Raw genomic sequence first — 22,863 nt, 5'->3', positions numbered from 1 at the left:
TGTTTTTTAGAGCAAATCTTTTAAACTAGTCTATAGTTCAAAATTTATTTCAGTCTTTTTGAATAATTGTTCCGCTTTCAGATTCAATCAAAGCACCCAGATTTTCTAGTGAAGTAATAACCGCTTTACCCTCTGGACGACCGTTAACGAAGGCAATAGCTGCTTCAACTTTTGGAAGCATACTTCCTGGAGCAAATTGATCTTGTTTGATATATTCTTCCAACTGAGCAACATTCACATGTTCTAATTTTTCTTGATCAGGTTTATTGTAATTTACAAAGACATAGTCTACTCCTGTCAACACGATGAAGAGGTCAGCTTCAACTAACTCAGCCAAACGTTGAGATGCAAAGTCTTTATCGATAACAGCTTCAACTCCTGAAAGATGACCGTTGTCTTCCTTAATGACAGGAATACCGCCACCACCAGCAGCTACCACCACTTGGCCATCATTTAAAAGAGTACGAATTGTGTCAATTTCCTTAATGTCAACCGGTTTTGGTGAAGCAACGACCTTACGCCAACCACGTCCAGCGTCTTCTTTGAAAGTTGCTCCGCTCTTTTCAGCTTCTGCTTTTGCTTCTTCTTCTGAATAGAAAGGTCCAATTGGTTTGCTAAGGTTAACAAAAGCTGGGTCTTTCTTATCTACAACCACTTGTGTCACTACTGAAGCAACGTTTTTGTCAATTCCTTCATCCAAGAGAGCATTTTGCAAAGCATTTTGCAACCAGAAGCCGATGCTTCCTTCTGTCATGGCTACGAGAGAGTCTAGTGGGAAGGCAGGGTTCTTTTCAGAGTCTGCTGCCAAATGTTGCAACAAGAGATTTCCTACTTGAGGACCATTCCCGTGAGTAATGATGAGGTCATCTCCATTTTTAATCAGTTTCACCAAATGCTTAGCAGTTTCAACCAGAGCTTCCTGCTGTGCTTTTGCTGATGGATCAGATGAAAGGATGGCATTTCCTCCCAAGGCTACAACGATCTTACGATTTGCCATATAATTCTCCTTCAACGCAAGGTAAATGCGTTTTAATTTTGATTACAATAATGTCCTCCAGTTTATTTTTCAATTTAGAAAGACAAACTGTTTGACTATTAAAAATGAGGGCGGACTAAAGCTATTAGTCGCAGCCCTCATAGCTGTTGGTATTACAGTTTAATTGTTTCTAAGGTTATACTTTTGGAATGTAAAGATTACCTAAGGTTGCAGCCATAACTGCTTTAATTGTATGCATACGGTTTTCTGCTTGGTCGAAATGACGAGCATATTTACTGCGGAATACTTCGTCAGTCACTTCCATTTCTTCTACGCCAAATTTTTCAGCAACATCCTTACCATAAACAGTATTTGTGTCGTGGAAAGCAGGCAAGCAGTGCAAGAAGATCAAGTCTTCGTTATCGGCTTTCTTAACCAAATCCATGTTTACTTGGTATGGTTTCAAAAGAGCAACACGTTCTGCAAATTTGTCTTCTTCACCCATTGATACCCAAACGTCAGTGTAAAGTACATCAGCACCTTTCACAGCTTCGTCTGCATCTTCAGTGATTAAGATGTGAGCGCCACTTTCTTTCGCAAATCCTTCTGCCAATTCAACAATTTCTTGTTCTGGGAAGAGTTCTTTTGGAGAGAAGATATGAACATTAACACCAAGAATGGCACCAGTCACTAGTAAGCTATTAGCAACGTTGTTACGTCCGTCACCACAGTATACCAATGTCAAGCCTTCTAGGCGACCAAAGTTTTCTTGAACTGTCAAGTAGTCAGCCAACATTTGAGTTGGGTGCCATTCGTCAGTCAGACCATTCCAAACTGGAACACCTGAGAATTCTGCCAATTCTTCTACCATACGTTGGCTGAAACCGCGGAATTCAATACCATCAAACATCCGGCCCAAAACTTTAGCTGTATCTTCAGTTGATTCTTTTTTACCAAGCTGAATATCATTAGCACCAAGATATTCTGGGTGTGCGCCAAGGTCGATAGCTGCTGTAGTAAAGGCTGCACGCGTACGAGTAGATGTTTTTTCAAACAAGAGAGCAATATTTTTACCAGCAAGGTAACGGTGCTCAATGTTACGTTTTTTCAAATCTTTCAAGTGAGCTGAAAGACCAATAAGGTATTCTAACTCTGCACGGGTAAAGTCTTTTTCTGCAAGGAAGCTACGTCCTTGGAATACTGAATTTGTCATTCTTTTATTTCCTCTTTCTATCTATTAGAATTTCTTAAGATATTGAACGTTTAGATTTCTTCACGTTCGAATGGCATTGACATACAACGAGGTCCACCACGACCGCGAACCAATTCACTTCCGCGGATCTTAATCAAACGTAAGCCGTATTCTTCTAATTTCTTATTAGTAACTGTATTGCGGTCATACACAACAACAACACCTGGAGCGATTGTAAGAGTGTTTGAACCATCGTTCCATTGTTCGCGTGCTGCAGCAACAGCGTTGCCATCTCCACATGGAATCAATGTTACTTTTTCAACACCAAGGTTTTCAGCAAGAAGTTCTGCCAAATCTCCTTTTTCTTCAACGATCTTCAATTGTTCGTTTTCATAAGTTACTGTGAAGACGCGAAGATTGCCTTGGATTTCTGGGTGAATAGTAAATTTATCGTAGTCTACCATTGTGAAGACTGTATCCAAGTGCATGAATTTACGGTTGTTAGCAAATTCGAAAGCCAATACTTTCTTGAAGCCAACGTTTTTCTTGAAGATGTTTACCAACAATTTTTCAATTGATGCAGCATCAGTACGTTGTGAGATACCAACTGCCAATACATCTTTAGAAAGAACCAACTCATCTCCACCTTCGATACGAGTATCTTCTTCACGATTGTATACAAGCTCAACATTTCCACCATAAACTGGGTGGTATTTGAAGATATATTTACCATACAAAGTTTCGCGGTTACGTGTATCTGCGTACATGTGGTTGAGTGATACTGCATTACCGATTGTAGCAAATGGGTCACGTGTGAAGTAAAGGTTTGGCATTGGATCGATAGCGAATGGATAATCTGATTCCACCAAGTCAGTCAAGCCTTTTGCTTCTTCTGGAATTTCTGGCAATTCAGCTTTTTGAACACCAGCCATTGTTTTTTCAACCAATTCTTGGTTATCTTTAATGCCTTGAAGCAACTCACGAATAGCCACTTTAGTTTGGCGTCCGCGGATATTTGCTTCATCAAGATATTCTTCGATGAATTGGTCGCGAATTTCTGGTGAAGTCAAAGACTCAGCAGCTAGTTTTTCTAGATATAGCACTTCAATACCTTCATTGCGAAGTGCTTGAGCAAAGTTGTCGTGTTCTTTTTGTGCATCTTCCAAAAATGGAATATCATCAAAGAGAAGACGTTCGAGATAGTCTGGCATCAAGTTTTCCAACTCTTTACCAGGTCTATGTAACATAACTTTTTTCAGTTTTCCGATTTCTGAGAAAACATGAATTGGATGTGTAGACATCTACTTTCCTCCTTATTCTTTGCGGTTTAGGTTTTCCTAAGCCCGTTTACATATATTATTCTAGCATTTTTTGAAAACACTTACACAAAAAAACTGACACTCTAAATGCCAAATTTTTATCACTTTTAGGATTTTTTTAAATATTTTTATGTTTTGAAGCGTTTTCTTTGCATATTTTGTATCTTTTATGATTTTTGCGAATATTTATTTTTTTATAAAATCTTTGTTTATACAAAAAAAGAAAGTCGGTCCAGTAGACTAACTTTCTTTGAAATATTTCATAAAATATTCTCTATCAGTAAAAACCAACTGTTTGTGCTCATAGCTGATACGTCCTTCTTCTCTCAACCTTTTGAGAACCTGGTTAACTGTTTCACGGGTTGTAGCTCCTAGTTTAGCCAACTCCTTCATACTAATTGGAAATGGCAAAACATCCCCTGTTTTGCATAAATCCATACATAAGATCGAAAGAGACTGAACAACTCTGTCTGTTGCACTGACCGCAACAACATTTCGCAAGCGTAATTCTTGAAACTCCAAGATTCTGGATAGTTTTTGCGTGATAAACAACAGCTGATTCACATTTTTCTTAGAGAAATCTTCAAACAATTTCATAGGAATACTAAAGTATTCCACCTGAGTCACAGCACTTGCAGTATAATGATAGCGCTCATCAAAGAAGATGCCACCATAAGGGAAAACATTTCCCTTTTTTATATAATCAGTATAAGAAAAAGTATCGGTAGCATCATACTGTTCTATTCGAGCATATCCTTGATAGAGAAGGAAAAGGCGATCTCGCCGATCTCCAGAAAAAAAGATAATTTGACCTTTAGAAACCTTATGAAATTGAATTTCAATGGCTAATTTATCAAAAGACTCTACTGGAAAATTCTCAAAAGCAGGATGCTGGCGGATAAACTGATAATGTTCCTTATTAATCATAATAACCCTTTTATATTTGATAATGACAGTATATCATAAATACGCTTACAAATAAAGATATATCTATGTATTCAGCTTACAAACAGAAAATAGCAATTACAAACAATAAAAATCCGATTCCTACAAAAAGATAAGCCAGTTTTCTATTCAGGGGTTGTCTGTTTTCTTGTACTTTTTTGGGCAAGTAATTACCTACAATTATGAATACCAAAGCAACCACCATGGCTGCTATTTTACGGATGTCAAATTCCTCATTTAACCCCCGATAAATGGTAGCTAGATATAGCGAAACAAAGGAAAAAGGGATTATCCAGCGAATAAGGTGCTTAAAGGTTCTATTCAAGATATCTTTGGCAATGGTTGTCCAGTAAATCATAACTTCTAGCAGCATCATGACAATTGGAAAAGCCGAAACTACTAAAAACTTAGGTAAAAAAGCATTTCCTTTTCCAGATAAGTCAAAATGAATAGCCAGGTTTTCTGGTAATGTTTGATAGATCCATACGGCATATAAAACTGGCAAGAGCATGACGCCAAGTGCCCAACCTAATTCTTGTAAACTATTTTTTTTCATTTCCATTTCCTCCTCCGAGAGATTGGAACCAAACTAAAATTTCCTCAAAAACTGTGATATCTAAACTATAATAAATAAAGTTTTTCTTTTTTTCTTCTAATAATAAGCCTGCCTTTTTCAGCTGCGATAAATGGTAGGACACTGTGGCGGGAGTTAGCTCAAAAGCTTGAGCTATTTCTCCCGCCGACTTAGGGCCCTGTTTTAGCATTTCTAAAATATTTCTCCGAACTGGATCTGCTAAAGCTTTAAGTGTTTGATTGATTCCCATGATAAGAACCTTCTTTCAGATAACTCTTCATTATTTTCTTGGTCAGATAAGCTAGACCAACTACTTCAATAAAGAATATGGCCTCAACAACCAGGGGTGAAAGCAACTGAATCTGTCCCAGTGCAGGAGCTAGATCAATCAAAGCATGGAATCCTAGAGCAGCTAGAAAATAAATCGGGGCCTTTTCTTTGACTGACTTCCAAGCCCAAAAGCTTAGTAAGACTTGACAGATCACTGCCACGATGCGTTCAAAAACCAAAAGATAGATGCTTCCAGCACTCAGAGACTTAATATAGTCAATCGTTGCTTGAGGAACTTTAGTCACTAACTGCGCATTTCCCTGAGTCACTGCTTGAGTTATAATCCAAAAGTTTAAGAGACTCACAATTCCAACAAACAGAGCCTCAATACCGCCATGCCCCAAGCCATAAGCCAAACCATCGCTAACTGTCATTGGGCGCTTCTTTTGTAACAAGTAAAAGACGATCCATCGGGCTGTTTCTTCAAAAATAGCTGCCACAGCAACACCATAAAGGACATATAGCCAAGGATTTTCCGTCTGCAAAGCTATGCTTCCATCAGCCTGAGGCTGTAAAACAATCCAGTGCAAGATTTTTTCAAGAATTTGGCTTGATAAATAAAAACCAACTCCTCCTAAAAAAAAGACTACTAGAGAAATGTGCTTGCTCTTTTTGAAATAAATAACAGGAACTAAGACTGCCGCTAAAATAAGCAACATGGAAATGATAATATGTGTTGTAATCATAGTCATCCTCCCAAAGTATTTCGATTATTTTCTAAATAGAATTATACTCCTCTATCTTTTAAGCGTCAAGGATATTTCGATATTTTTCTAAATAGGTTCCTTTATCAGTTTTACTTATACTATTTAAAGTATCATTCATTATAAGAAAAAATATGCTCAGATCTGTATCTAAGCATACTTTTAAAATTTTATAATTCATTGTCAATCAATTCTTATTAACCCGATGCCATTCATTGATAACATAGGCTAGTTGTCCCACCTGCTCAATTCCAAGTCCGCTGATTTCATCACTAGATTCAGTACTGCCCCCTAAGTAAGCCGTATAGAGAGCTACAATATAGGGCTTCTCCTCCATAACTAGAGCATCAACATTTAGCGCTTCACGAACATATCCTGGCTTTTGATAAATAGTAATATCGCGTAGATAGCGCTTATAATATTCACCAGGGAAAGATTCGCCAATATAGTAAAGAATATCCTTATATTTCTCTTGATTTTTAGAAAGATATTCTAGTACTTGGATATAATAATCCGTTGTGGTCTTATTATTTTCACGACTAATGGTTTTTAGATCACCCTTGGACTGACCATAACGACTGAACATCTCATAAGCCTTGTCCATCCCACCTAGACGCTCGGCTAAAGCGTAGGCTGGTGTATTTTCAGAATAAACCAAGGAATACTCTTGCATATCGGGAATCGACATGGCACCATTAAAAGCTGCAACATAATTATCATGTTCTCCTTGATACTCAAAGTGAGTTTGGGTAATATCAAAGCGCTCTTCCATTGATAATTTCCCCTCTGCCACCTCATCTACTACCAACATATTGAGTGGTAGTTTGTAAGTTGAGCCGGCTGTCATAGGCTGAGTATCATTCATGGCAAATGTTTGACCTGTCGTCAGGTCCTTATAAGAAAAGGCAATCTGCGATTGTTCAATTCCCGCTTCAGCTAAATAAGCCTGAACTACCTGAGTCAAATCCAAATTGGCATAGTCATAACGTAAACCTAAAGCATCCATAGTCGGCCCATCCGCCTCCATGACTTTTTGCTTTTCTTCAGGACTTTTTTGAACAGGCTTGGTTTCTTCTGGTTTTTCTATAGCCGCTTCTTTTTCTTTTTGACCCTGATGACTAGCAGAGCTTGTAGATTCAGCATTAATCCGACTTTGTTTCTCATAGGCCATCTTCCACTCAATAGCAAAGAAGATAAATAAACCGATCAGGCAGAGGCTGGAAATGACAGCAACAGCAATTGTTATATATTTTTTAGTCAAATTTTTTCTCCTAATTTTTAGTATTATAAAAAAATATGAGAAAAATAACAAGTCTAAAGGGCAAAATAGTAACTAAAAAAGCGAATCTACACGATTCGCTCCTAATTTATATTATTTAGCTGCTGCATAAAGTTCGTTAACTTTATTCCAGTTGATCACTGAGAAGAATGCCTTGATGTAATCAGGACGAACATTACGGTATTTTACATAATAAGCATGTTCCCAAACATCCAAGCCCAAGATTGGAGTTTTACCTTCTGAGATTGGAGTATCTTGGTTTGCAGTTGAAACCACTTCTAATTTGCCTTCTTTATTGACAACCAACCAAGCCCAGCCTGATCCAAAACGAGTTGTTGCTGCAGTTGTGAAAGCTGCTTTGAAATCTTCAAAGGAACCAAAAGTAGCATCAATGTCAGCCGCTAATTCTGCAGAAGGTGCTGTCTCTTCTGCTGTCATCAATTCCCAGAAAAGAGCGTGGTTAAGGTGTCCACCACCATTGTTGATAACTGCTTGACGGATATCAGCTGGAATAGACTCGACATCAGCCAATAATTTTTCTAAATCTTCGCCAATTTCAGGGTGTTTTGCAAGTGCTGCATTGACATTTGTTACATAAGTATTATGGTGTTTGTCATGGTGCAAGTGCATAGTTTCTTCATCAATATATGGCTCCAATGCATCATAAGCGTAAGGAAGATCAGGTAAAATAATTGCCATTTGCAAAACCTCTTTTTCTTTATTTATTATGAAAATGATAACACAATCATGTTTTTTTTTTCAACTATTTTGCTTACAGATTTCCAGTTGCAATCCTAAGCAATGCAAGATCAAATAGATAATCCTTTTCGTAAAGTCCAGATTTAATCTGATAATCTGTTTCAATTAAACAAGCCATAGTCTTTTTTAAAAAAGACAAACTCAAAGAACGTGCATCCTTAAAAGCAAACTTAACTTGATAAGGGTTAACCTTTCGTCCCAGATAATCAGATAAGTCCGATACAATCTGGCTTTCTACCCTGCCATTTCCCGACAAAATCTTGACCTGAGTAAAAATACGGAACTGCCCCAACATGATAGCAATCAGTTTGATTTCATCCTCTCCTTGTAGCCTTAGATCACTAACAAGACTTCGAGCTTCATCAACCCTTTGCTTTAGGATTAACTGAGTCAAGTCAAAAATATTGTCCTGCAGGGTCTTTGGAATAGCTTCTGTAACATCTTCAAGCTCAATCTGACCATCTGGCTTATATCCCTTTAAAAAAGATAAATTCTTACTAATTTCGCTAAATTGAAATCCCGATTTAATCAAAAGTTGATCAAACACAGTCGGAGTAAACTGAAGATTCTCTGCTTGAGCTACTTTACTAAAATAAGACCTTAAATCCTGTTCTTTCGGCTCTGATGCCTCAAAAATCTCTGCATCTCGTTTTAAAAGCTTAACAATTCTACGTTTGCTGTCTAACTTTCCTTCTGCAAAGATAATTAGCTTGGTTGTCTCCACTGGATGTTCCAAATACGTCTCAAAAGACTTCAATTCATCATCTGATAAATTTCGCTTTTTGGCAGTTGTGATATCTATAAAATGATCTAGAATAATAATTTTTTCATCTGAGAAAAAGGGAAGACTCACCAAGTCTAATTCCACTTGCTGATAATCTACTTCCTTCATATCAAATAGCGCATAATTCAAGTCAGCTGCATTAAATTCAATTTGCTTCAACAACTGTTCTTTCAGCAATTCGAACTGTCCCAAATCATCTCCTGTTAACACAGTAAGGGGAGGTAGATTGGATAGATTTATTTTTTTGATGGCTTCAATTGCTAACAAGAAATCCTTCTCCTTGTTTGTCTTATTTTGGTTCTCTATATTATACCACACAGCTTAAGATAATGCCTGTCCAATCTCATTCCTAAGTGGCTAGCGAACTGTTTCTATCTTCCAAGAACTCCATCCTTTAAATCGAATAGCACCCTGCTCATCTGTCCGTAAAATCTTGGTCTGGATTTTTTCAAATCTTTCTAAAGTTTCCTGATGCGGATGCTGGTAGCGATTGTTTTTACCAGCTGAAATCAAGGCCAACTTAGGCTTAATATGCTCTAGAAATTCTGGACTAGAAGATCCTTTAGAACCATGATGCCCAGCTTTGAGCACATCTACTCTTAAATCTGGATAGGCTGTCACCATCTGACCTTCACCTGGAGCTTCTAAATCTCCTGTGAAAAGAAACTTGGTCCGGAAAAATTCACCATACAAGACAATTGAATCATCATTACCTCCATCTCCTTGAGTAAGCGGGTAGAGCACTTCAAGAGCCGAATCAAAAATAGGAAGCCGATCTCCCACCTCGACTACATGAACTTTAGCTTTCATCTTCTTTAACTTGCCTACAAAATCAGACTGAGTCATACTTCCTTTGGAAACATAAATTTCTCGGATAGAAAAATGCTTGGCTAAGTCCAACATATCTCCCATATGGTCTGTATCTGTGTGAGTCAGGACTAATTGATCCAAGTGATCCACTCCTCGACTTTTTAAATAAGGGATTAAGGTCGTTTCCGCATTGCTTTTTCTCACGCGCTCTTGCCAAGCCTCTTTTTTACCAATCTCCACCCGTCCTCCTGTATCAATTACAATGGTTCGGCCTCTGATATCTCTCAGAAATATACTATCTCCTTGTCCAATATCAACCACTGTGATTTCATTTTGCAAGGGATATTTACTTAGGAAAAATAGCAAGATTGCTAACAGACTCAGACCAGCCTTAATCTTTTTTTGTTTTCTAAAATCATAGAGTAAGGCTAAAGCTAGTAGAAGAAGAATAAGCAAAGTCAGATTGGGCTGACCTAAAACTATTGGCCTTGTTGACAGACCAGCTACCCAACGTATAACTATTTCCAGCCATTGGAAAAAGATATTAACTTGAGTGATGGCAAACAAAGGCGAAAGGACAAAAATTAGACTCAAGAGAGGCAACATAAATACATCAAAAACGATTGAAAAAAGGAAGGTCAAGAGGATAGACCAAGGCTGGAATTCTGCAAAATAATAGATAAGAATTGGTAAAATACCTAGCGAGATGCTTAAACTCTCTAGCACTGCTTTGTGAAAACCACTAGAATCTTTAAAGTCCAACATCGTGATGATAAAGGCATAAGCGCAAGATAGGACTCCGCCTGTTGTCAGGAGAAAGCTTGGCATAAGAAGCATTAAGACCAGCATGGTCATCGCAAAATTATCCAAGCGCCTCACTCCAAATTGAGACAACAATTTTTGCACTAAACTCCTCACTACTGACACAGAAAATCCGGTCAAACCAGCATAAATAAAGGACAAAGGGAATTGCAACCAATCTACTGTTTCCATTCTTAAGCCAATGCGTAGAAGAATTTTTCGAAAGACATCCATAAAAAAGCCAACTTGCATTCCTGATAAAGCAAAAAGATGGATAATTCCTAAACTTGAGTACAAGTCATTCATCTCTGCAAAATCAATATCTAAATCACCAAACAAGAGTCCTGTCATGTAGTGACTCATCGGGCTTGGAAAAGTAGACTTAATGAAAACCAAGGCCTTCCTACGCCAAACAGACAGCCAATCAAATGGATTAGCAGACTGACTAGAACGACTAGAGATAATCCCACTGACCTTAACCGTCCGATAGATTCCCTGACTTTTTAAATAAGCCTGATAGTCAAAGCCAGAGAAATTGCGCTGTCCTTCTGCTAGATTGAACTCCGCTTCTATCTCTAAAGTGACCAAGTCAGTTAGTTTTTGAAAAGTTTTTTTCTCTCTTGGACTTGCTAATTTGTAGTAGAGCTGATAGAGTCTGCCAGCTATTCTACCACGGAATGACAGGGAATCTCCATTTACTTTAATTGTATCTGGTAAAACTAAGACTTGTCTTGCTGGAGCTGGTTGAGACTGAAAGGTTCGCTCCGTCAACTCGCGTCTAGCATAAAAAAAGATAGCAAAACAGGCTAGGATAGCCAAAGTTGGCAACCATTTCTTTCTTGGATAATGCCAGATTAGGCGAGCTATAAGCAGAAAAACTCCCAGATAAGCGAGCTTTTCCCCACTATAAATAGCGAAGTAAAGCCAAACCAAAAGAAAGCACAAATAGATTGGTGAAAGGGGAAGTTTTTTAATCCACTGTGACATATTCTTTTAATTTTTCCAGAGTTTTGGCCCCAATACCTGATACATTTTTTAGATCATCTACAGACTTAAATCTACCATTGGCTTCTCGGTAAGCAATAATATCCTGAGCTCGTTTTTGTCCGATGCCTGAAATAGTTTGAAAGTCTGCTTCTGTTGCTGTATTTAGATTGACCAGCGCGGATTTCGCCTGGCCCGTTCCTGATGTTGCACTTGCAGGGGCACTCGTCGTAACATCTACAGCATTTTCTCCGACCTTGGCTACATATACTACCGCCTCGTCGCTCAGTTTCTGAGCCTGATTGACGGATTTTAAGTCAGCTTCGTCAGTTAAACCACCTGCCTTTTCTAAAGCATCATGAACCCGACTATTAGACTGCAACTGATAGACACCAGGCTTTTTTACCGCACCCTTGACATCAACTGTAACCAACTGATCTTCTGTCTCGGCTTGACTGATCTCATTACTCTTGTTACTTTTTTCATTCATATATGAACTAGAGGAAGAAGTTTGCTCTGTCAATTGCTGAACATCTGTCCCCCCTTGGTCTCTTCCCTGTAGTAAAATAAAGCCTGCTGCAATCACCCCCAATAGACCAAGACCTAGAGCAATTTTATATTGCTTTGCTTTTTCTATCAAATCTTCTATCATCATTTCTCCTTTAGTAAAATTAAGTATTACCTATTTATTCGTAAAAGAAGAAAAAAAGCCAAGTAAACTTGACTTTTGATAATTTTAGGATATTTCTTAATTTCTTTTACTGATTCTATAAATCCAAGCATGAATGGTTGGAGCCTGTTTATGTAGAAAAAGCAGATTACCTAAGAGAGCTAGCATGACTAGAATGCTGAGCAGAATCAGTAAAACCCAAGAAACTGAATTCTGAGATAAATAGACCGCTAAAATCACTAACAAGATTGGAAAGGTTAGAACTGCAGTCAGTCCACCTGGAAGCAAAGAGCGAAATTTTATAACCTGACTAATGTGGCCCAATAAATGCAAGGTATGACAGATAGTAATTGCTAAGGCTAACTCAGAAAATCGGCAGAGAATTGCTACTAAGAGCAGGAGGAAAGCTAAAATAAATTCCTCAGCAATCATCAAGGCTAAGCTCTCGGCCGAAGGATAACTTGACTTTCCTGCAATGAACATTTCCTTCTGATAAGCAGGGTGGTCTTGATTCTGTTTGATCCAAGGTTTGACAAGTATAATTTCATCAAACTCATGAATCATAAAAAGCGATAGGACGATAAAAGACAATAAGGCTAGTGACATAGCTTCTCCTTTCTCCTAAAAGAAAATGACAACTAATCCTATTTTTTATGTTTATCCGGATCCCAGACGAAGCTAGCTAGGAAGCTAAAAAGAATAGTTAAGAGACCAATGATAGCTGCTGGAACAAAGGCCAACAAGCGCAATACACGCCATAAGATGTTTGGCGCTTTAGCTTTTTGATAAGGAGCAACCTCTGCATCTAGTCGATCAAACTCTGCTTGAATCCGTCTTGCCACTTCTTCAATCCCTGCGTCATCCATCCGCTTAATATCAGAAATATCAATTGGATTACCAAAATTCATATCCACCCGTTGACCAGAAGCTAATCCCTTAAGAGACATAGGACCAGCGTAAATGGCTGGCATAATCCGAACCTTGGCCATCTTGGCAATAACAGCAACACCACCCTTAACATCCGTTGAATGACGACTGCCACTTGGAAACATGATCAAGGAACGATTGCTCTTTTTCAGCATGTTGACAGGGTATTTGATAGCTGAAGGTCCTGGATTTTCACGATCAATAGGGAAGGCACCACACATCCGAATCCACCAGCCGAAAATACGATTTTTAAACAACTCTTTTTTAGCCATAAAGATAAATTGCTTAGGCTTGGTAGCAAAAGCCATATAAACAGGATCCCACCAGGTCCTGTGTGGTGCGACTAAAATATAATTTTCATCCTTAGAAGGAATTTTATCCAAATTGTGATAATGGGCATTTCCATTTAAAGCCCATAGAATAAACATTACTAATCCTCTTAAATAGGTATAAAACATAATCACAAACCTTTCTATGCATTCACTTTTCCATTATACCTCAACCTTCTATCAACTGCAATGTTTTTCATTTTTGCTTGGAGGCAGATTCCATTAGAAATTTTCCCTAAAAAATGATATGATAGCGACATGGAAAATATGAAAAACGTTACTGGTTTAACATCTGACCAGGTGTCTGAAAAAATCCAACAAGGCCTAACTAACGATTTTACGGCTAAGACCAGCTCCAGCACTTGGGATATTATTAAACGCAATGTGTTTACACTATTTAACGCTCTAAACTTTGTTATTGCTCTTGCGCTGGCTTTTGTTCAAGCCTGGAGCAATATGGTATTCTTTGCAGTCATATCATTCAATGCCTTAACTGGTATTATGACTGAACTTCGGGCAAAACGAATGATTGACAAGCTGAATCTTATGACTAGAGAAAAGATTAGCGTGATTCGAAATGGCCAGCAAGAAAAGATAGATCCTGAAGAAATCGTTTTAGAGGACGTGATTCAGTTGTCAGCTGGAGAACAGGTTCCCAGTGATGCTATTGTACTAGATGGCTTTGCAGAAGCTAATGAAGCCATGCTTACTGGTGAAAGTGATCTCGTACTCAAAGAAATTGGCGATCAATTGCTGTCTGGTAGTTTTTTAGCCAGCGGACAGGTCTTAGCCCAAGTATCTCAAGTAGGGGCTAATAACTACGCTGCTAAACTGATGCTAGAAGCCAAAACTCTTAAGCCACTTAACTCTCGCATCTTGGATTCATTGAATAAAATCGCTGCTTTTACTGGAAAAATCATCATTCCCTGTGGTTTAGCGCTCTTCTTTGAAGCCTTACTTATCAAACAGCTTCCTGTCAAAGACTCTGTTATCAATTCATCAACAGCCCTGTTGGGTATGCTTCCAAAAGGAATTGCCCTGTTGACTATCACTTCGCTCTTAACAGCTGTTATTAAACTGGGGATGCGCAAGGTCCTGGTCCAAGAAATGTACTCTGTCGAAACTCTAGCGCACGTAGATACTTTATGCTTGGATAAAACAGGAACTATTACTGAAGGTAAGATGAAGGTTGAGCAAGTTTATCCCTTGTCAGAATCTATTTCAGCAGAGACCATCTCAGATATTTTAGCAAGCTATATGGCCAACAGCGAGGATAAAAATCCTACTGCGCAAGCTATTCGTAAACGATTCCCTTCAGCCCTAACAAAATACCAAACATCAAATATCATCCCCTTCTCCAGTGATCGAAAATGGGGAGCCATGGAAATGGAACCCTTTGGGACTATCTTCCTGGGGGCGCCAGAAATCTTGCTTCATCAGCAAAACCTAAAACCAGTTCAAGAAGCCCAAGAACGTGGTTCTCGTGTTCTGGCTCTGGCTTCTAGTACTGATAAACTTAACCACCAGCACATGACGCTTCCCCAACAGATTGAAGTTCTGGCTGTCTTAGAAATTACAGATCCTATCCGGCAAGGGGCTGCTGATACACTCGAATACTTGCGATCCCAAGACGTTAATCTGAAAATCATCTCTGGTGATAATCCAATTACTGTTTCAAATATTGCCGCCAAGGCAGGCTTTGAGAACTATCAAAACTATCTTGACTGTTCGACTGTCTCAGATACTGACTTGATTGCTACAGCTGAAGAAACGGCTATCTTTGGCCGTGTGTCTCCTCACCAGAAAAAACTCATTATTCAGACTTTGAAAAAAGCAGGCCATACAACAGCCATGACTGGTGACGGGGTAAACGACATTCTAGCCCTGCGCGAAGCAGACTGCTCAATTGTTATGGCTGAAGGAGATCCTGCGACACGGCAGATTGCTAATCTCGTTCTTCTCAACTCAGACTTTAATGATGTCCCCGAAATTCTCTTTGAAGGTCGGCGCGTGGTAAATAACATTGCCCGTATCGCTCCTATTTTCTTGGTGAAGACCATCTACTCCTTTATCTTGACCATGATTTGTATCGCCAGCATTTTGTTAGGAAATAAAGAATGGCTTCTAGTCTTTCCTTTCATTCCAGTGCAAATCACCCTCTTTGACCAATTTGTTGAAGGATTTCCTCCTTTCGTACTTACCTTTGAGCGCAATATCCGTCCGGTAGAGCCTAAGTTTCTAAAAAAGGCAATTTTCAAAGCCCTACCAAGCGGACTCATGGTTGTCTTCAGTGTACTCTTTGTCCGAATTTTTGGTACTTATAATGGCTGGAGTTCTCTTGATATGTCTACAGTATCTTACTACTTACTAGGAACCATTGGTTTTCTTTCTGTTGCTCGTGCCTGCATTCCACTCAATCTTTGGAGAATTCTTCTCATCATCTGGTCTATTGGAGGATTTTTCGGAACAGCCTACCTCCTTCGTTCCTTTATCGAAATTGGAACCTTGACCAGTCAAACTACCCCTATCTTCCTTATCCTGGCCTTGGTCTTCAGCCTTATTTTTATCTTGGTCAATTACCTCCAAGAAAAAAATGAACGGCCTTCTAATGGCCAATTCAGCAATTGAAGATAGAATTACAAAATATTCATTAAAGTTCTAACATTTTTCTAGTTAGAACTTTTTTCTATTCAAGATTGAATTCGTCCTTTGACTCGTGCTATAATAACACTATGGAAAAAGCAGTATTAAAAGAAGGAGAACGGCTGGATCAGCTCTTTTCTACTGACGTTAAAATCATTCAAAACCGAGAGGTCTTCAGCTATTCTGTTGATAGTGTTCTGCTCTCTCGCTTTCCAAAATTACCCAAGAGTGGCTTGATTGTAGACCTCTGTGCCGGCAATGGTGCTGTCGGCTTATTTGCCAGTGCCCACACTCAGGCTAAGATTATTGCAGTTGAGATTCAGGAACGGCTGGCAGATATGGCGCAACGCTCCATCCAGCTCAATCAACTTGACCAGCAAATGCAAGTCATTCACGATGATTTAAAAAATCTCCCTCACTATATTCCTTGTAGTAAGGTGGATATGATCTTTTGTAACCCCCCCTATTTCAAGGTTGACAAACATTCCAATCTCAATGAAAGCGAGCACTATCTTCTGGCCCGACATGAGATTTCAACTAATCTTGAAGAAATCTGTACTGTCGCCCAGCGTGTCCTCAAATCAAACGGTCGCCTTGCTATGGTTCATAGACCCGACCGCTTCTTAGATATTTTGGATACTATGAAAGCTCATAACCTGGCACCAAAAAGAATCCAATTTGTCTATCCCAAGATGGGTAAAGGAGCCAATATGCTTTTGATTGAGGCTATTAAAGATGGCTCAAGGGACGGCTTAAAGATACTACCACCTCTGATTCTTCACGAGGAAGACGGTAGCTATACTCCAGAAATATATGAGATCTACCATGGAAACTAAAGCCTATATGTATGTCTTAGAGTGCACTGATGGTACTCTCTACACCGGTTATAGCACGGACGTGCAAAAGCGTTTGGCTGTCCACAATGCAGGAAAAGGTGCAAAGTATACTCGTGCCAGACTTCCTGTTAAACTGCTTTATCAGGAAGAATACCCTGACAAATCTTCTGCCATGTCAGCAGAAGCTCTCTTCAAACAGAAAACTCGCCAAGAAAAATTGGCTTATATTGAAGCACAAAAAAATGCCCAACACTAGTTTGGCATTTTTGTTTTTTATAAAACTTTTGTATAAGATTGATACTTATCTTTCATTCTCTGCGAAATATTGTCATCCGTTACAATAGCATTCACGTCATCTAAGCGATAAAAAGTGTAGAAAGAATAACTATCAAATTTACTATTATCAGCAACAATGTATTTTTCAATCGCATTGTTAAGGATAATAGCATCCGCATTTCCCTCTTCTTCATTAGCTGTTGTAACATTGTGACCATCAATTCCATTAGCCCCAATAAAAGCCTTAGAAACCTTGATTTCTTTGAGTAAATTAACGGCAAATTGTCCTACAAAAGTTTGCGTTTTAACCCGATAACGACCACCAATCAAAAGGATATCATAGTGAGGATTATCCTTTAGTTTTTCAAAAATTGGCAAGGAATTGGTAACAATATTAACAGTCTTATCATCAAGGAAATCTCCAATCAAAGCTGTTGTAGTACCTGAACCGATAAAAATTGTATCTCCTGAAGAAATGAGATCTGCACATTTTTTAGCAATCACTTCTTTTTCTTCCGTGTTGATCATGATTTTTTCAGTATGAGGAACTTCCACTAAGCCATCTCTAACTTTTTTATGTGCCCCTCCATGAACCCGAACTAAAAAGCCTTGCTTCTCAAGATCAATTAAATCGCGACGAATGGTCATATCCGTTACATCCAAAAGATCCTTTAATTTCCTAACTGATACCAAACCCGCCCGGTCAAGCTCCTGCAGAATAATTCTATGTCTACCTTCCTTCATTTACCTGCTCCTTTTGTTTATTGTTAAAATGAGATGGCAGCGCCTAATCTTCAACATTATTGGTTAACCCGTATTCAATGTAATGCCTATCTTAATATGAGTAGGTCTTCTACTCCTATTATACTACACCTTTTGAAAAAGATACACATAAAAATATGAAATTTAGTTATTTTTGTTAAAAAATGTTTTACTTTGTTAAACTTGAGCTTGTCTTTTACTACAAAAAACAAAAACTCTTTACAAGGGTATCTCACAATTCTAGAACAGAAAAAGACCACTAGTTTTAACTAGCAGTCTTTCAATTGTTTATTTATCACCCTTATTACGGATAACAAAGCCTGTTTTCTTTTCACTAGAAGTATTGCGTGGCTTCTTGTGGTCCTTGCGGTAGCGATTTTCTTTGTCAAAACCCTCTTCTTTACGACCTTTCTTAAATTGGTCGTGACGGCCACCTCGGTCACGGCGATTGTCATTGTTGCGACGGTTGCCTTTTCCGCCACGACTTCCTTTGCCCTTTCCGCCAAAGCCACCGCCAGACGGTTTAAATGGCAATGGTTTTTCACGTGCAATTTCTACTTCAGGAAGGGTATCTGGATCCTGCACCGTCAAGCTGAGGATATACATAGCTAGCTCTTCTGGGCTGAATTCTGCTGCTAGCTTGCGAGCATCTTTACCAAATTTCTCAAAGTTAGAACGGATGCTTTCGTCAGCAAAATCGCGTTCAATCTTCTTAAGAGCAACTTTTTTCTTAGCTTGGAAAGCTTCCTCTGCAGTCGCTGGCTTGAGGCCTTTCATGCGCTTCTTGGTCAGATTTTCGATAATCTGCAAATAGCCCATTTCATTTGGCGCAACAAAAGTGATAGACTGACCTGACTTACCAGCACGACCAGTCCGACCAATCCGGTGAACATAGCTTTCTGGATCCTGAGGAATATCGTAGTTGTAGACATGGGTCACACCAGAAATGTCCAATCCACGCGCTGCCACATCTGTCGCCACCAAGACATCCAAATTGCCGTTTTTAAAGTCGCGCAGGACGCGAAGGCGCTTGCCTTGGTCCAAATCACCATGGATACCCTCTGCTCGGAAACCACGGATTTTCAGACCGCGAGTCAGCTCATCCACCCGGCGCTTGGTCCGACCAAAGACGATTGACAGCTCAGGCTGCTCCACATCCATCAGGCGAGTCATGGTATCAAATTTTTCATTTTCTTTGACACGGATATAATACTGATCCACCAGCTCCGTTGTCAGCTCTTTAGCAGCAATCTTAACATGCTCAGGCTCTTTCATAAACTTGACACCGATACGCTTGATAGCATCCGGCATGGTCGCTGAAAAGAGCAAGGTCTGACGTTCTTCTGGCACACGGGAAATGATCGACTCAATATCTTCCAAAAAGCCCATGTTAAGCATTTCATCCGCTTCGTCCAAGATCAAAGTTTCAATCTGGTTCAACTTAAGCGCCTTGCGTTTGATCAAGTCCAAGAGACGGCCAGGTGTTCCTACGACGATATGAGCACCAGATTTGAGGGCCTTGATTTGCTTTTCGATGCTGGAGCCACCGTAGACAGAACGCACCTTGACGCCCTTGCTGCGGCCAAAACGGAAAAGCTCTTCCTGACTCTGCACGGCCAATTCGCGGGTTGGAGCGATAACCAAGGCCTGCACTGCAGGATTATCTGTATCAATCTTCTCCAGAGTTGGGAAGCCAAAGGCCGCTGTCTTTCCTGTCCCTGTCTGGGCCTGACCAATAACATCCTTACCTGCCATAGCAAGTGGAATCGTCTGCTCTTGAATAGGGCTCGCTTCTACAAAGCCAGCTTTTTCAATCTCTGCTAATAATTCAGCAGATAAATGTAATTCATTAAATTTCAATGTTCTTCTTCTTTCTAAAGGCGGTGCGAAGCCACCTTATAAGGCTTTTGATACTCATCTATCGAAACATGACAAGTGCTTTCGCTTGATAAATCTCGATTCTCTGAGAGTATTCGCTCTTCTCTTCATAAATATGGTCTCTCAAGTCCAGGCACTAAAAAAGCGCCGACTCGGTCGCTAGTTCCCACTGAATAGAAAAACTGTAAGTTTTGCAACCTATCTAGTATACCATAAATAAGGTTAAAAAGATAGGACTTGACTGTAAAATATTTTATTAGAGATTTCTTTTGTAAAAAATGAAAACTTGAAAATCATTTTCAAAAGCATTATAATCTACAAAGAAGAAAGGAGACAGGTATGAACAAATTTTTACGAGTGATTTTCATTTTACTTATCTTAGCTATGCTGGGCGCGGCTATGATCCAGATATTCCAGCCCCAGCTCTTGGGCAATGAGTCCATCTATGGTCTAGCTCCCTACTGGCAGCGGGAAATTGGTTTCTGGAATCTGGCTATTCTGCCTTTAGCCATTGCCGCCAACATAAAGTATGATTGGTTCTATCTGCGTATGACCTTGCTAGCACTGATTCTGGGCGGGCTGGGCTTTGGTACCAACCATCTGCTAGGCTATCTGGCAAAGGCGAATCAAGCGAATCTACTGGGCTGGATTGAAAATTATCTGCTAGTCTTTTGCTGGATCATCGGCTGGGGACTGGAATATCGAAAAAGACAAAAAAGTGATGAAGAGACTGTCTAGATAGGCAGATTCTTCATCATTTTTTTCATTATGGACACTTTTCTATATTAGCTACCAGCTCCTCAGCAAATTGACTAGTGGTCAAGTGTGCTACTCCTTCCAGCTGACTGGCAAAATCGCCTGTCACTTTTTGCTCAAAGAGAGCCTTCTCAATAGCCTTAGTCAGGAGCTGAGAGACCTCTGACCAACCAATGTAATCAAAGAGCATGGCCCCCGATAAGAGAAGAGAAGAAGGATTAGCCTTGTTTTGACCCGCTATATCTGGCGCCGTCCCATGAGTAGCTTCAAAAATAGCATAACCAGTCTCGAAATTAATATTGGCTCCTGGCGCAATACCAATCCCGCCCACCTGAGCAGCCAAGGCATCGCTGGCATAGTCACCATTTAAATTGGTCAAGGCAACAACATCAAATTTCTCGGGATAGAGCAAAATCTGCTGCAAAAAATTATCTGCAATGACATCCTGAATAACTAGTTTTCCAGAAGCCAACTCATCCGAATACTCTCTTTGAGCTAGTTCATAGCCCCATTTCCGAAAACCACCCTCTGTAAATTTCTGGATATTGCCCTTGTGAACCAGAGTGACACGCCTTAGGCCTTTTGCTAACGCGTAGTCAATGGCTGCCCGTATCAGCCGCTCGCTTCCCTGCTTAGAAATAGGCTTGATCCCAATAGCAGAGCTTTCTGGGAAACGAATCTTGTCAACCTGCATATCCTTCTGCAGGAAATCGATAACTTTTTGTACTGCAGTCGTTCCACTCTCCCACTCAATCCCTGCATAGATGTCTTCTGTATTTTCCCGAAAAATCGTGATATCTGTCTTCTCTGGGTGCTTGAGCGGACTGGGAACTCCCTTGAAATAACGAACTGGCCGCAGGCAGGCGTAAAGGTCCAATTCCTGTCTCAAGGCCACATTCAAGGAACGAAGTCCTTCTCCGATTGGGGTTTCTAGCGGCCCCTTAACAGCCACCAGACAATCCTTAATCGTTGCCAACGTTTCGTCCGGTAGCCAGTCACCTGTCTGGTCTGCTGCTTTTTTCCCAGCCAAAACTTCCTTCCAAACAACCTTTTTCTGGCCACCATAAGCCTTTTCTAAAGCCTTATCAAAGACCAGCTGGGCATTTTTCCAGATATCAACCCCAATCCCATCACCCTGGATGTATGGAATAATAGGAGAAGCTGGTACCTGCAACCGCCTTTTCTCAAACAAAATCTTATCTGCCATTTTATCTCCTTCCAATGGGAAGATACTCCAAACCTTGAGCACCAATATAGTTAGAACGTGGACGAATCAGTTTATTGTTCTTGCGCTGTTCCTGAATATGAGCAATCCAGCCAGCCACCCGGCTCATGGCAAAAATCAGGGTGTAGATACTGCTGTCAATGCCCAACACATGGTAAACCGTAGCCGAATAAAAATCGACATTCGGTATCAGGTGCTTGGTATGCTTCATATAGGCTTCAATTTCCACTGAAAGCTGATACCAAACCTCATCCTTGGTCCCCTGTGTCAAGTCCTTAGCCATTTGACGCAGGTATTTTTCACGCGGATCCTGAGTCTTATAAACTCGATGACCAAAACCCATAATCTTCTCATGAGAGGCCAGTTTGCGGTCTAGATAGGCCTGGCAATTCCCTTCCTCTCTGATCTCTTTCAGCATATCAAAGACACATTCATTAGCACCGCCATGAAGCGAGCCCTTGAGCGCTCCAACAGCTGCTGTCACGCAGGAATAAATATCGGTCAAGGTTGAGGCGCAGACACGAGCCGCAAAGGTTGATGCATTGAGTTCATGATCAGCATGGAGCACCAAGGCACAGTTAAAGGCTTTGACTTCAAGCTCACTAGCCTCTTGTCCTTTGAGCATATAGAGGAAATTAGCCGCAAAGCCCAAATCCTCCCGCGGCTCTACCGGAGTCTGACCTGACCTCAGTCTGGCAAAAGCCGCAATAATAGTCGGCATCTTTGCCATAAGCTGGATGCTCTGCTCATAGGTCGCTTCTAGAGAAGTTTCCTCAGCATGGACATTATAAACACCCAAAAGACTGACCGTTGAGCGCAAGACGCTCATGGGATGAAGGTGCTTACGTGACTGGATAAGGATGCACTGCTCCACCGCATCGCTAATGGCATAATTATCTCGCAGATCTTCTTCAAAATGCTTGAGCTCAATCTGAGTTGGCAAATGCAAATGCCACAGCAGATAAATCACCTCTTCAAAGCTTGCATGGTGCTCTACCAATTCAGAGATATTGTAGCCTGCATAAGACAAAGAATCATCCACAATCTGGCTAATCCTGGTATCACAGGCAATGGTATCTTTCAAACCGTCCGTCTGACTCATGC

General features: G+C 40.1%; 22 protein-coding genes. 4 read left to right on the top strand and 18 right to left on the bottom strand.

What is annotated here, in order from left to right; genetic code table 11:
• Positions 1-49 precede the first annotated feature (49 nt).
• The 14 genes from arcC to HMPREF3108_RS01195 all read right to left on the bottom strand — a co-directional run bounded on the left by arcC (position 50) and on the right by HMPREF3108_RS01195 (position 13,512).
• On the bottom strand, positions 50-997 hold the full coding sequence (arcC, locus tag HMPREF3108_RS01260; RefSeq protein WP_070492935.1) for a carbamate kinase: 948 nt from the start codon (positions 995-997) through the stop codon (positions 50-52).
• Positions 998-1,172: 175 nt separating this feature from the next.
• Positions 1,173-2,189: an ornithine carbamoyltransferase gene (argF, locus tag HMPREF3108_RS01255; protein ID WP_012130656.1), complete on the bottom strand. Its 1,017-nt coding sequence runs from the start codon at positions 2,187-2,189 to the stop codon at positions 1,173-1,175.
• 50 nt (positions 2,190-2,239) lie between these two features.
• Entirely contained in the window at positions 2,240-3,469 is a 1,230-nt protein-coding gene (arcA, locus tag HMPREF3108_RS01250) for an arginine deiminase (RefSeq protein ID WP_070492933.1), read from the bottom strand.
• 258 nt (positions 3,470-3,727) lie between these two features.
• Positions 3,728-4,414 carry a Crp/Fnr family transcriptional regulator gene (locus tag HMPREF3108_RS01245; protein ID WP_008809520.1) on the bottom strand — a complete coding sequence of 229 codons (687 nt, stop codon included), beginning with the start codon at positions 4,412-4,414 and terminating at the stop codon, positions 3,728-3,730.
• 76 nt (positions 4,415-4,490) lie between these two features.
• Positions 4,491-4,988 carry a DUF1648 domain-containing protein gene (locus HMPREF3108_RS01240; protein ID WP_045635087.1) on the bottom strand — a complete coding sequence of 166 codons (498 nt, stop codon included), beginning with the start codon at positions 4,986-4,988 and terminating at the stop codon, positions 4,491-4,493.
• On the bottom strand, positions 4,975-5,256 hold the full coding sequence (locus HMPREF3108_RS01235; RefSeq protein ID WP_012130660.1) for an autorepressor SdpR family transcription factor: 282 nt from the start codon (positions 5,254-5,256) through the stop codon (positions 4,975-4,977). The genes HMPREF3108_RS01240 and HMPREF3108_RS01235 overlap by 14 nt, the downstream gene beginning before the upstream one ends.
• On the bottom strand, positions 5,234-6,022 hold the full coding sequence (locus HMPREF3108_RS01230; protein ID WP_045635086.1) for a YhfC family intramembrane metalloprotease: 789 nt from the start codon (positions 6,020-6,022) through the stop codon (positions 5,234-5,236). Before HMPREF3108_RS01230 ends, HMPREF3108_RS01235 begins: the two co-directional genes overlap by 23 nt.
• 205 nt (positions 6,023-6,227) lie before the next feature.
• On the bottom strand, positions 6,228-7,301 hold the full coding sequence (locus HMPREF3108_RS01225) for a serine hydrolase (protein ID WP_138115456.1): 1,074 nt from the start codon (positions 7,299-7,301) through the stop codon (positions 6,228-6,230).
• Positions 7,302-7,412: 111 nt separating this feature from the next.
• Entirely contained in the window at positions 7,413-8,018 is a 606-nt protein-coding gene (gene sodA, locus HMPREF3108_RS01220) for a superoxide dismutase SodA (RefSeq protein ID WP_045635085.1), read from the bottom strand.
• A gap of 73 nt (positions 8,019-8,091) precedes the next feature.
• Complete coding sequence (gene holA / locus HMPREF3108_RS01215) at positions 8,092-9,129, bottom strand: DNA polymerase III subunit delta (protein WP_070492931.1); 1,038 nt, start codon at positions 9,127-9,129, stop codon at positions 8,092-8,094.
• A gap of 90 nt (positions 9,130-9,219) precedes the next feature.
• Positions 9,220-11,460, bottom strand: coding sequence for a DNA internalization-related competence protein ComEC/Rec2 (locus HMPREF3108_RS01210; RefSeq protein WP_070492929.1), 2,241 nt, complete (start codon positions 11,458-11,460; stop codon positions 9,220-9,222).
• Positions 11,444-12,109: a helix-hairpin-helix domain-containing protein gene (locus HMPREF3108_RS01205; RefSeq protein WP_060554135.1), complete on the bottom strand. Its 666-nt coding sequence runs from the start codon at positions 12,107-12,109 to the stop codon at positions 11,444-11,446. The genes HMPREF3108_RS01210 and HMPREF3108_RS01205 overlap by 17 nt, the downstream gene beginning before the upstream one ends.
• A gap of 96 nt (positions 12,110-12,205) precedes the next feature.
• Entirely contained in the window at positions 12,206-12,733 is a 528-nt protein-coding gene (locus HMPREF3108_RS01200) for an HXXEE domain-containing protein (protein ID WP_060554134.1), read from the bottom strand.
• 38 nt (positions 12,734-12,771) lie between these two features.
• Positions 12,772-13,512 carry a lysophospholipid acyltransferase family protein gene (locus tag HMPREF3108_RS01195; protein WP_060554133.1) on the bottom strand — a complete coding sequence of 247 codons (741 nt, stop codon included), beginning with the start codon at positions 13,510-13,512 and terminating at the stop codon, positions 12,772-12,774.
• 129 nt (positions 13,513-13,641) lie between these two features.
• On the opposite strand from HMPREF3108_RS01195, the gene HMPREF3108_RS01190 reads away from it, so the two are divergent.
• From HMPREF3108_RS01190 to HMPREF3108_RS01180, 3 genes are all read left to right on the top strand, one after another.
• The gene (locus tag HMPREF3108_RS01190; RefSeq protein ID WP_060554132.1) at positions 13,642-16,011 is read left to right on the top strand and encodes a cation-translocating P-type ATPase; all 2,370 of its coding nucleotides are present in this window, start codon (positions 13,642-13,644) and stop codon (positions 16,009-16,011) included.
• Positions 16,012-16,115: 104 nt separating this feature from the next.
• Positions 16,116-16,862 carry a tRNA1(Val) (adenine(37)-N6)-methyltransferase gene (locus tag HMPREF3108_RS01185; protein WP_041789750.1) on the top strand — a complete coding sequence of 249 codons (747 nt, stop codon included), beginning with the start codon at positions 16,116-16,118 and terminating at the stop codon, positions 16,860-16,862.
• Entirely contained in the window at positions 16,852-17,118 is a 267-nt protein-coding gene (locus tag HMPREF3108_RS01180; RefSeq protein WP_012130671.1) for a GIY-YIG nuclease family protein, read from the top strand. Before HMPREF3108_RS01185 ends, HMPREF3108_RS01180 begins: the two co-directional genes overlap by 11 nt.
• Positions 17,119-17,135: 17 nt before the next feature.
• Here HMPREF3108_RS01180 and HMPREF3108_RS01175 read toward each other — a convergent pair whose 3' ends face one another.
• Together HMPREF3108_RS01175 and HMPREF3108_RS01170 are read right to left on the bottom strand one after the other, a co-directional pair.
• The gene (locus HMPREF3108_RS01175) at positions 17,136-17,882 is read right to left on the bottom strand and encodes a DeoR/GlpR family DNA-binding transcription regulator (RefSeq protein WP_061410449.1); all 747 of its coding nucleotides are present in this window, start codon (positions 17,880-17,882) and stop codon (positions 17,136-17,138) included.
• Between the two features lie 306 nt (positions 17,883-18,188).
• Positions 18,189-19,760 (bottom strand): degradosome RNA helicase CshA, encoded by a 1,572-nt coding sequence (locus HMPREF3108_RS01170; protein WP_070492927.1) that lies wholly within the window; start codon positions 19,758-19,760, stop codon positions 18,189-18,191.
• 357 nt (positions 19,761-20,117) lie between these two features.
• On the opposite strand from HMPREF3108_RS01170, the gene HMPREF3108_RS01165 reads away from it, so the two are divergent.
• Positions 20,118-20,516 carry an Asp23/Gls24 family envelope stress response protein gene (locus HMPREF3108_RS01165; RefSeq protein ID WP_008809536.1) on the top strand — a complete coding sequence of 133 codons (399 nt, stop codon included), beginning with the start codon at positions 20,118-20,120 and terminating at the stop codon, positions 20,514-20,516.
• A 28-nt stretch (positions 20,517-20,544) separates the two neighbouring features.
• On the opposite strand, the gene icd is transcribed toward HMPREF3108_RS01165, so the two are convergent.
• Both icd and HMPREF3108_RS01155 read right to left on the bottom strand, forming a co-directional pair.
• Positions 20,545-21,756, bottom strand: coding sequence for an NADP-dependent isocitrate dehydrogenase (gene icd / locus HMPREF3108_RS01160; protein ID WP_037622204.1), 1,212 nt, complete (start codon positions 21,754-21,756; stop codon positions 20,545-20,547).
• Entirely contained in the window at positions 21,743-22,861 is a 1,119-nt protein-coding gene (locus HMPREF3108_RS01155) for a citrate synthase (protein ID WP_008809538.1), read from the bottom strand. The genes icd and HMPREF3108_RS01155 overlap by 14 nt, the downstream gene beginning before the upstream one ends.
• Positions 22,862-22,863 lie beyond the last annotated feature (2 nt).

The organism is Streptococcus sp. HMSC10A01, assembly GCF_001807785.1.
Taxonomy (GTDB): Bacteria; Bacillota; Bacilli; order Lactobacillales; family Streptococcaceae; genus Streptococcus; species Streptococcus gordonii.
Note: the sequence above shows the minus strand (reverse complement) of the source record. Positions and strands in the feature narration are given on the sequence as shown.

What these genes read in the sequence shown, in the direction of transcription:
- arcC (WP_070492935.1), bottom strand. Translation starts at nt 997, where the DNA reads ATGGCAAATCGTAAGATCGTTGTAGCCTTGGGAGGAAATGCCATCCTT.
- argF (WP_012130656.1), bottom strand. Translation starts at nt 2,189, where the DNA reads ATGACAAATTCAGTATTCCAAGGACGTAGCTTCCTTGCAGAAAAAGAC.
- arcA (WP_070492933.1), bottom strand. Translation starts at nt 3,469, where the DNA reads ATGTCTACACATCCAATTCATGTTTTCTCAGAAATCGGAAAACTGAAA.
- HMPREF3108_RS01245 (WP_008809520.1), bottom strand. Translation starts at nt 4,414, where the DNA reads ATGATTAATAAGGAACATTATCAGTTTATCCGCCAGCATCCTGCTTTT.
- HMPREF3108_RS01240 (WP_045635087.1), bottom strand. Translation starts at nt 4,988, where the DNA reads ATGAAAAAAAATAGTTTACAAGAATTAGGTTGGGCACTTGGCGTCATG.
- HMPREF3108_RS01235 (WP_012130660.1), bottom strand. Translation starts at nt 5,256, where the DNA reads ATGGGAATCAATCAAACACTTAAAGCTTTAGCAGATCCAGTTCGGAGA.
- HMPREF3108_RS01230 (WP_045635086.1), bottom strand. Translation starts at nt 6,022, where the DNA reads ATGATTACAACACATATTATCATTTCCATGTTGCTTATTTTAGCGGCA.
- sodA (WP_045635085.1), bottom strand. Translation starts at nt 8,018, where the DNA reads ATGGCAATTATTTTACCTGATCTTCCTTACGCTTATGATGCATTGGAG.
- HMPREF3108_RS01210 (WP_070492929.1), bottom strand. Translation starts at nt 11,460, where the DNA reads ATGTCACAGTGGATTAAAAAACTTCCCCTTTCACCAATCTATTTGTGC.
- HMPREF3108_RS01205 (WP_060554135.1), bottom strand. Translation starts at nt 12,109, where the DNA reads ATGATAGAAGATTTGATAGAAAAAGCAAAGCAATATAAAATTGCTCTA.
- HMPREF3108_RS01200 (WP_060554134.1), bottom strand. Translation starts at nt 12,733, where the DNA reads ATGTCACTAGCCTTATTGTCTTTTATCGTCCTATCGCTTTTTATGATT.
- HMPREF3108_RS01195 (WP_060554133.1), bottom strand. Translation starts at nt 13,512, where the DNA reads ATGTTTTATACCTATTTAAGAGGATTAGTAATGTTTATTCTATGGGCT.
- HMPREF3108_RS01190 (WP_060554132.1), top strand. Translation starts at nt 13,642, where the DNA reads ATGGAAAATATGAAAAACGTTACTGGTTTAACATCTGACCAGGTGTCT.
- HMPREF3108_RS01185 (WP_041789750.1), top strand. Translation starts at nt 16,116, where the DNA reads ATGGAAAAAGCAGTATTAAAAGAAGGAGAACGGCTGGATCAGCTCTTT.
- HMPREF3108_RS01180 (WP_012130671.1), top strand. Translation starts at nt 16,852, where the DNA reads ATGGAAACTAAAGCCTATATGTATGTCTTAGAGTGCACTGATGGTACT.
- HMPREF3108_RS01175 (WP_061410449.1), bottom strand. Translation starts at nt 17,882, where the DNA reads ATGAAGGAAGGTAGACATAGAATTATTCTGCAGGAGCTTGACCGGGCG.
- HMPREF3108_RS01165 (WP_008809536.1), top strand. Translation starts at nt 20,118, where the DNA reads ATGAACAAATTTTTACGAGTGATTTTCATTTTACTTATCTTAGCTATG.
- HMPREF3108_RS01155 (WP_008809538.1), bottom strand. Translation starts at nt 22,861, where the DNA reads ATGAGTCAGACGGACGGTTTGAAAGATACCATTGCCTGTGATACCAGG.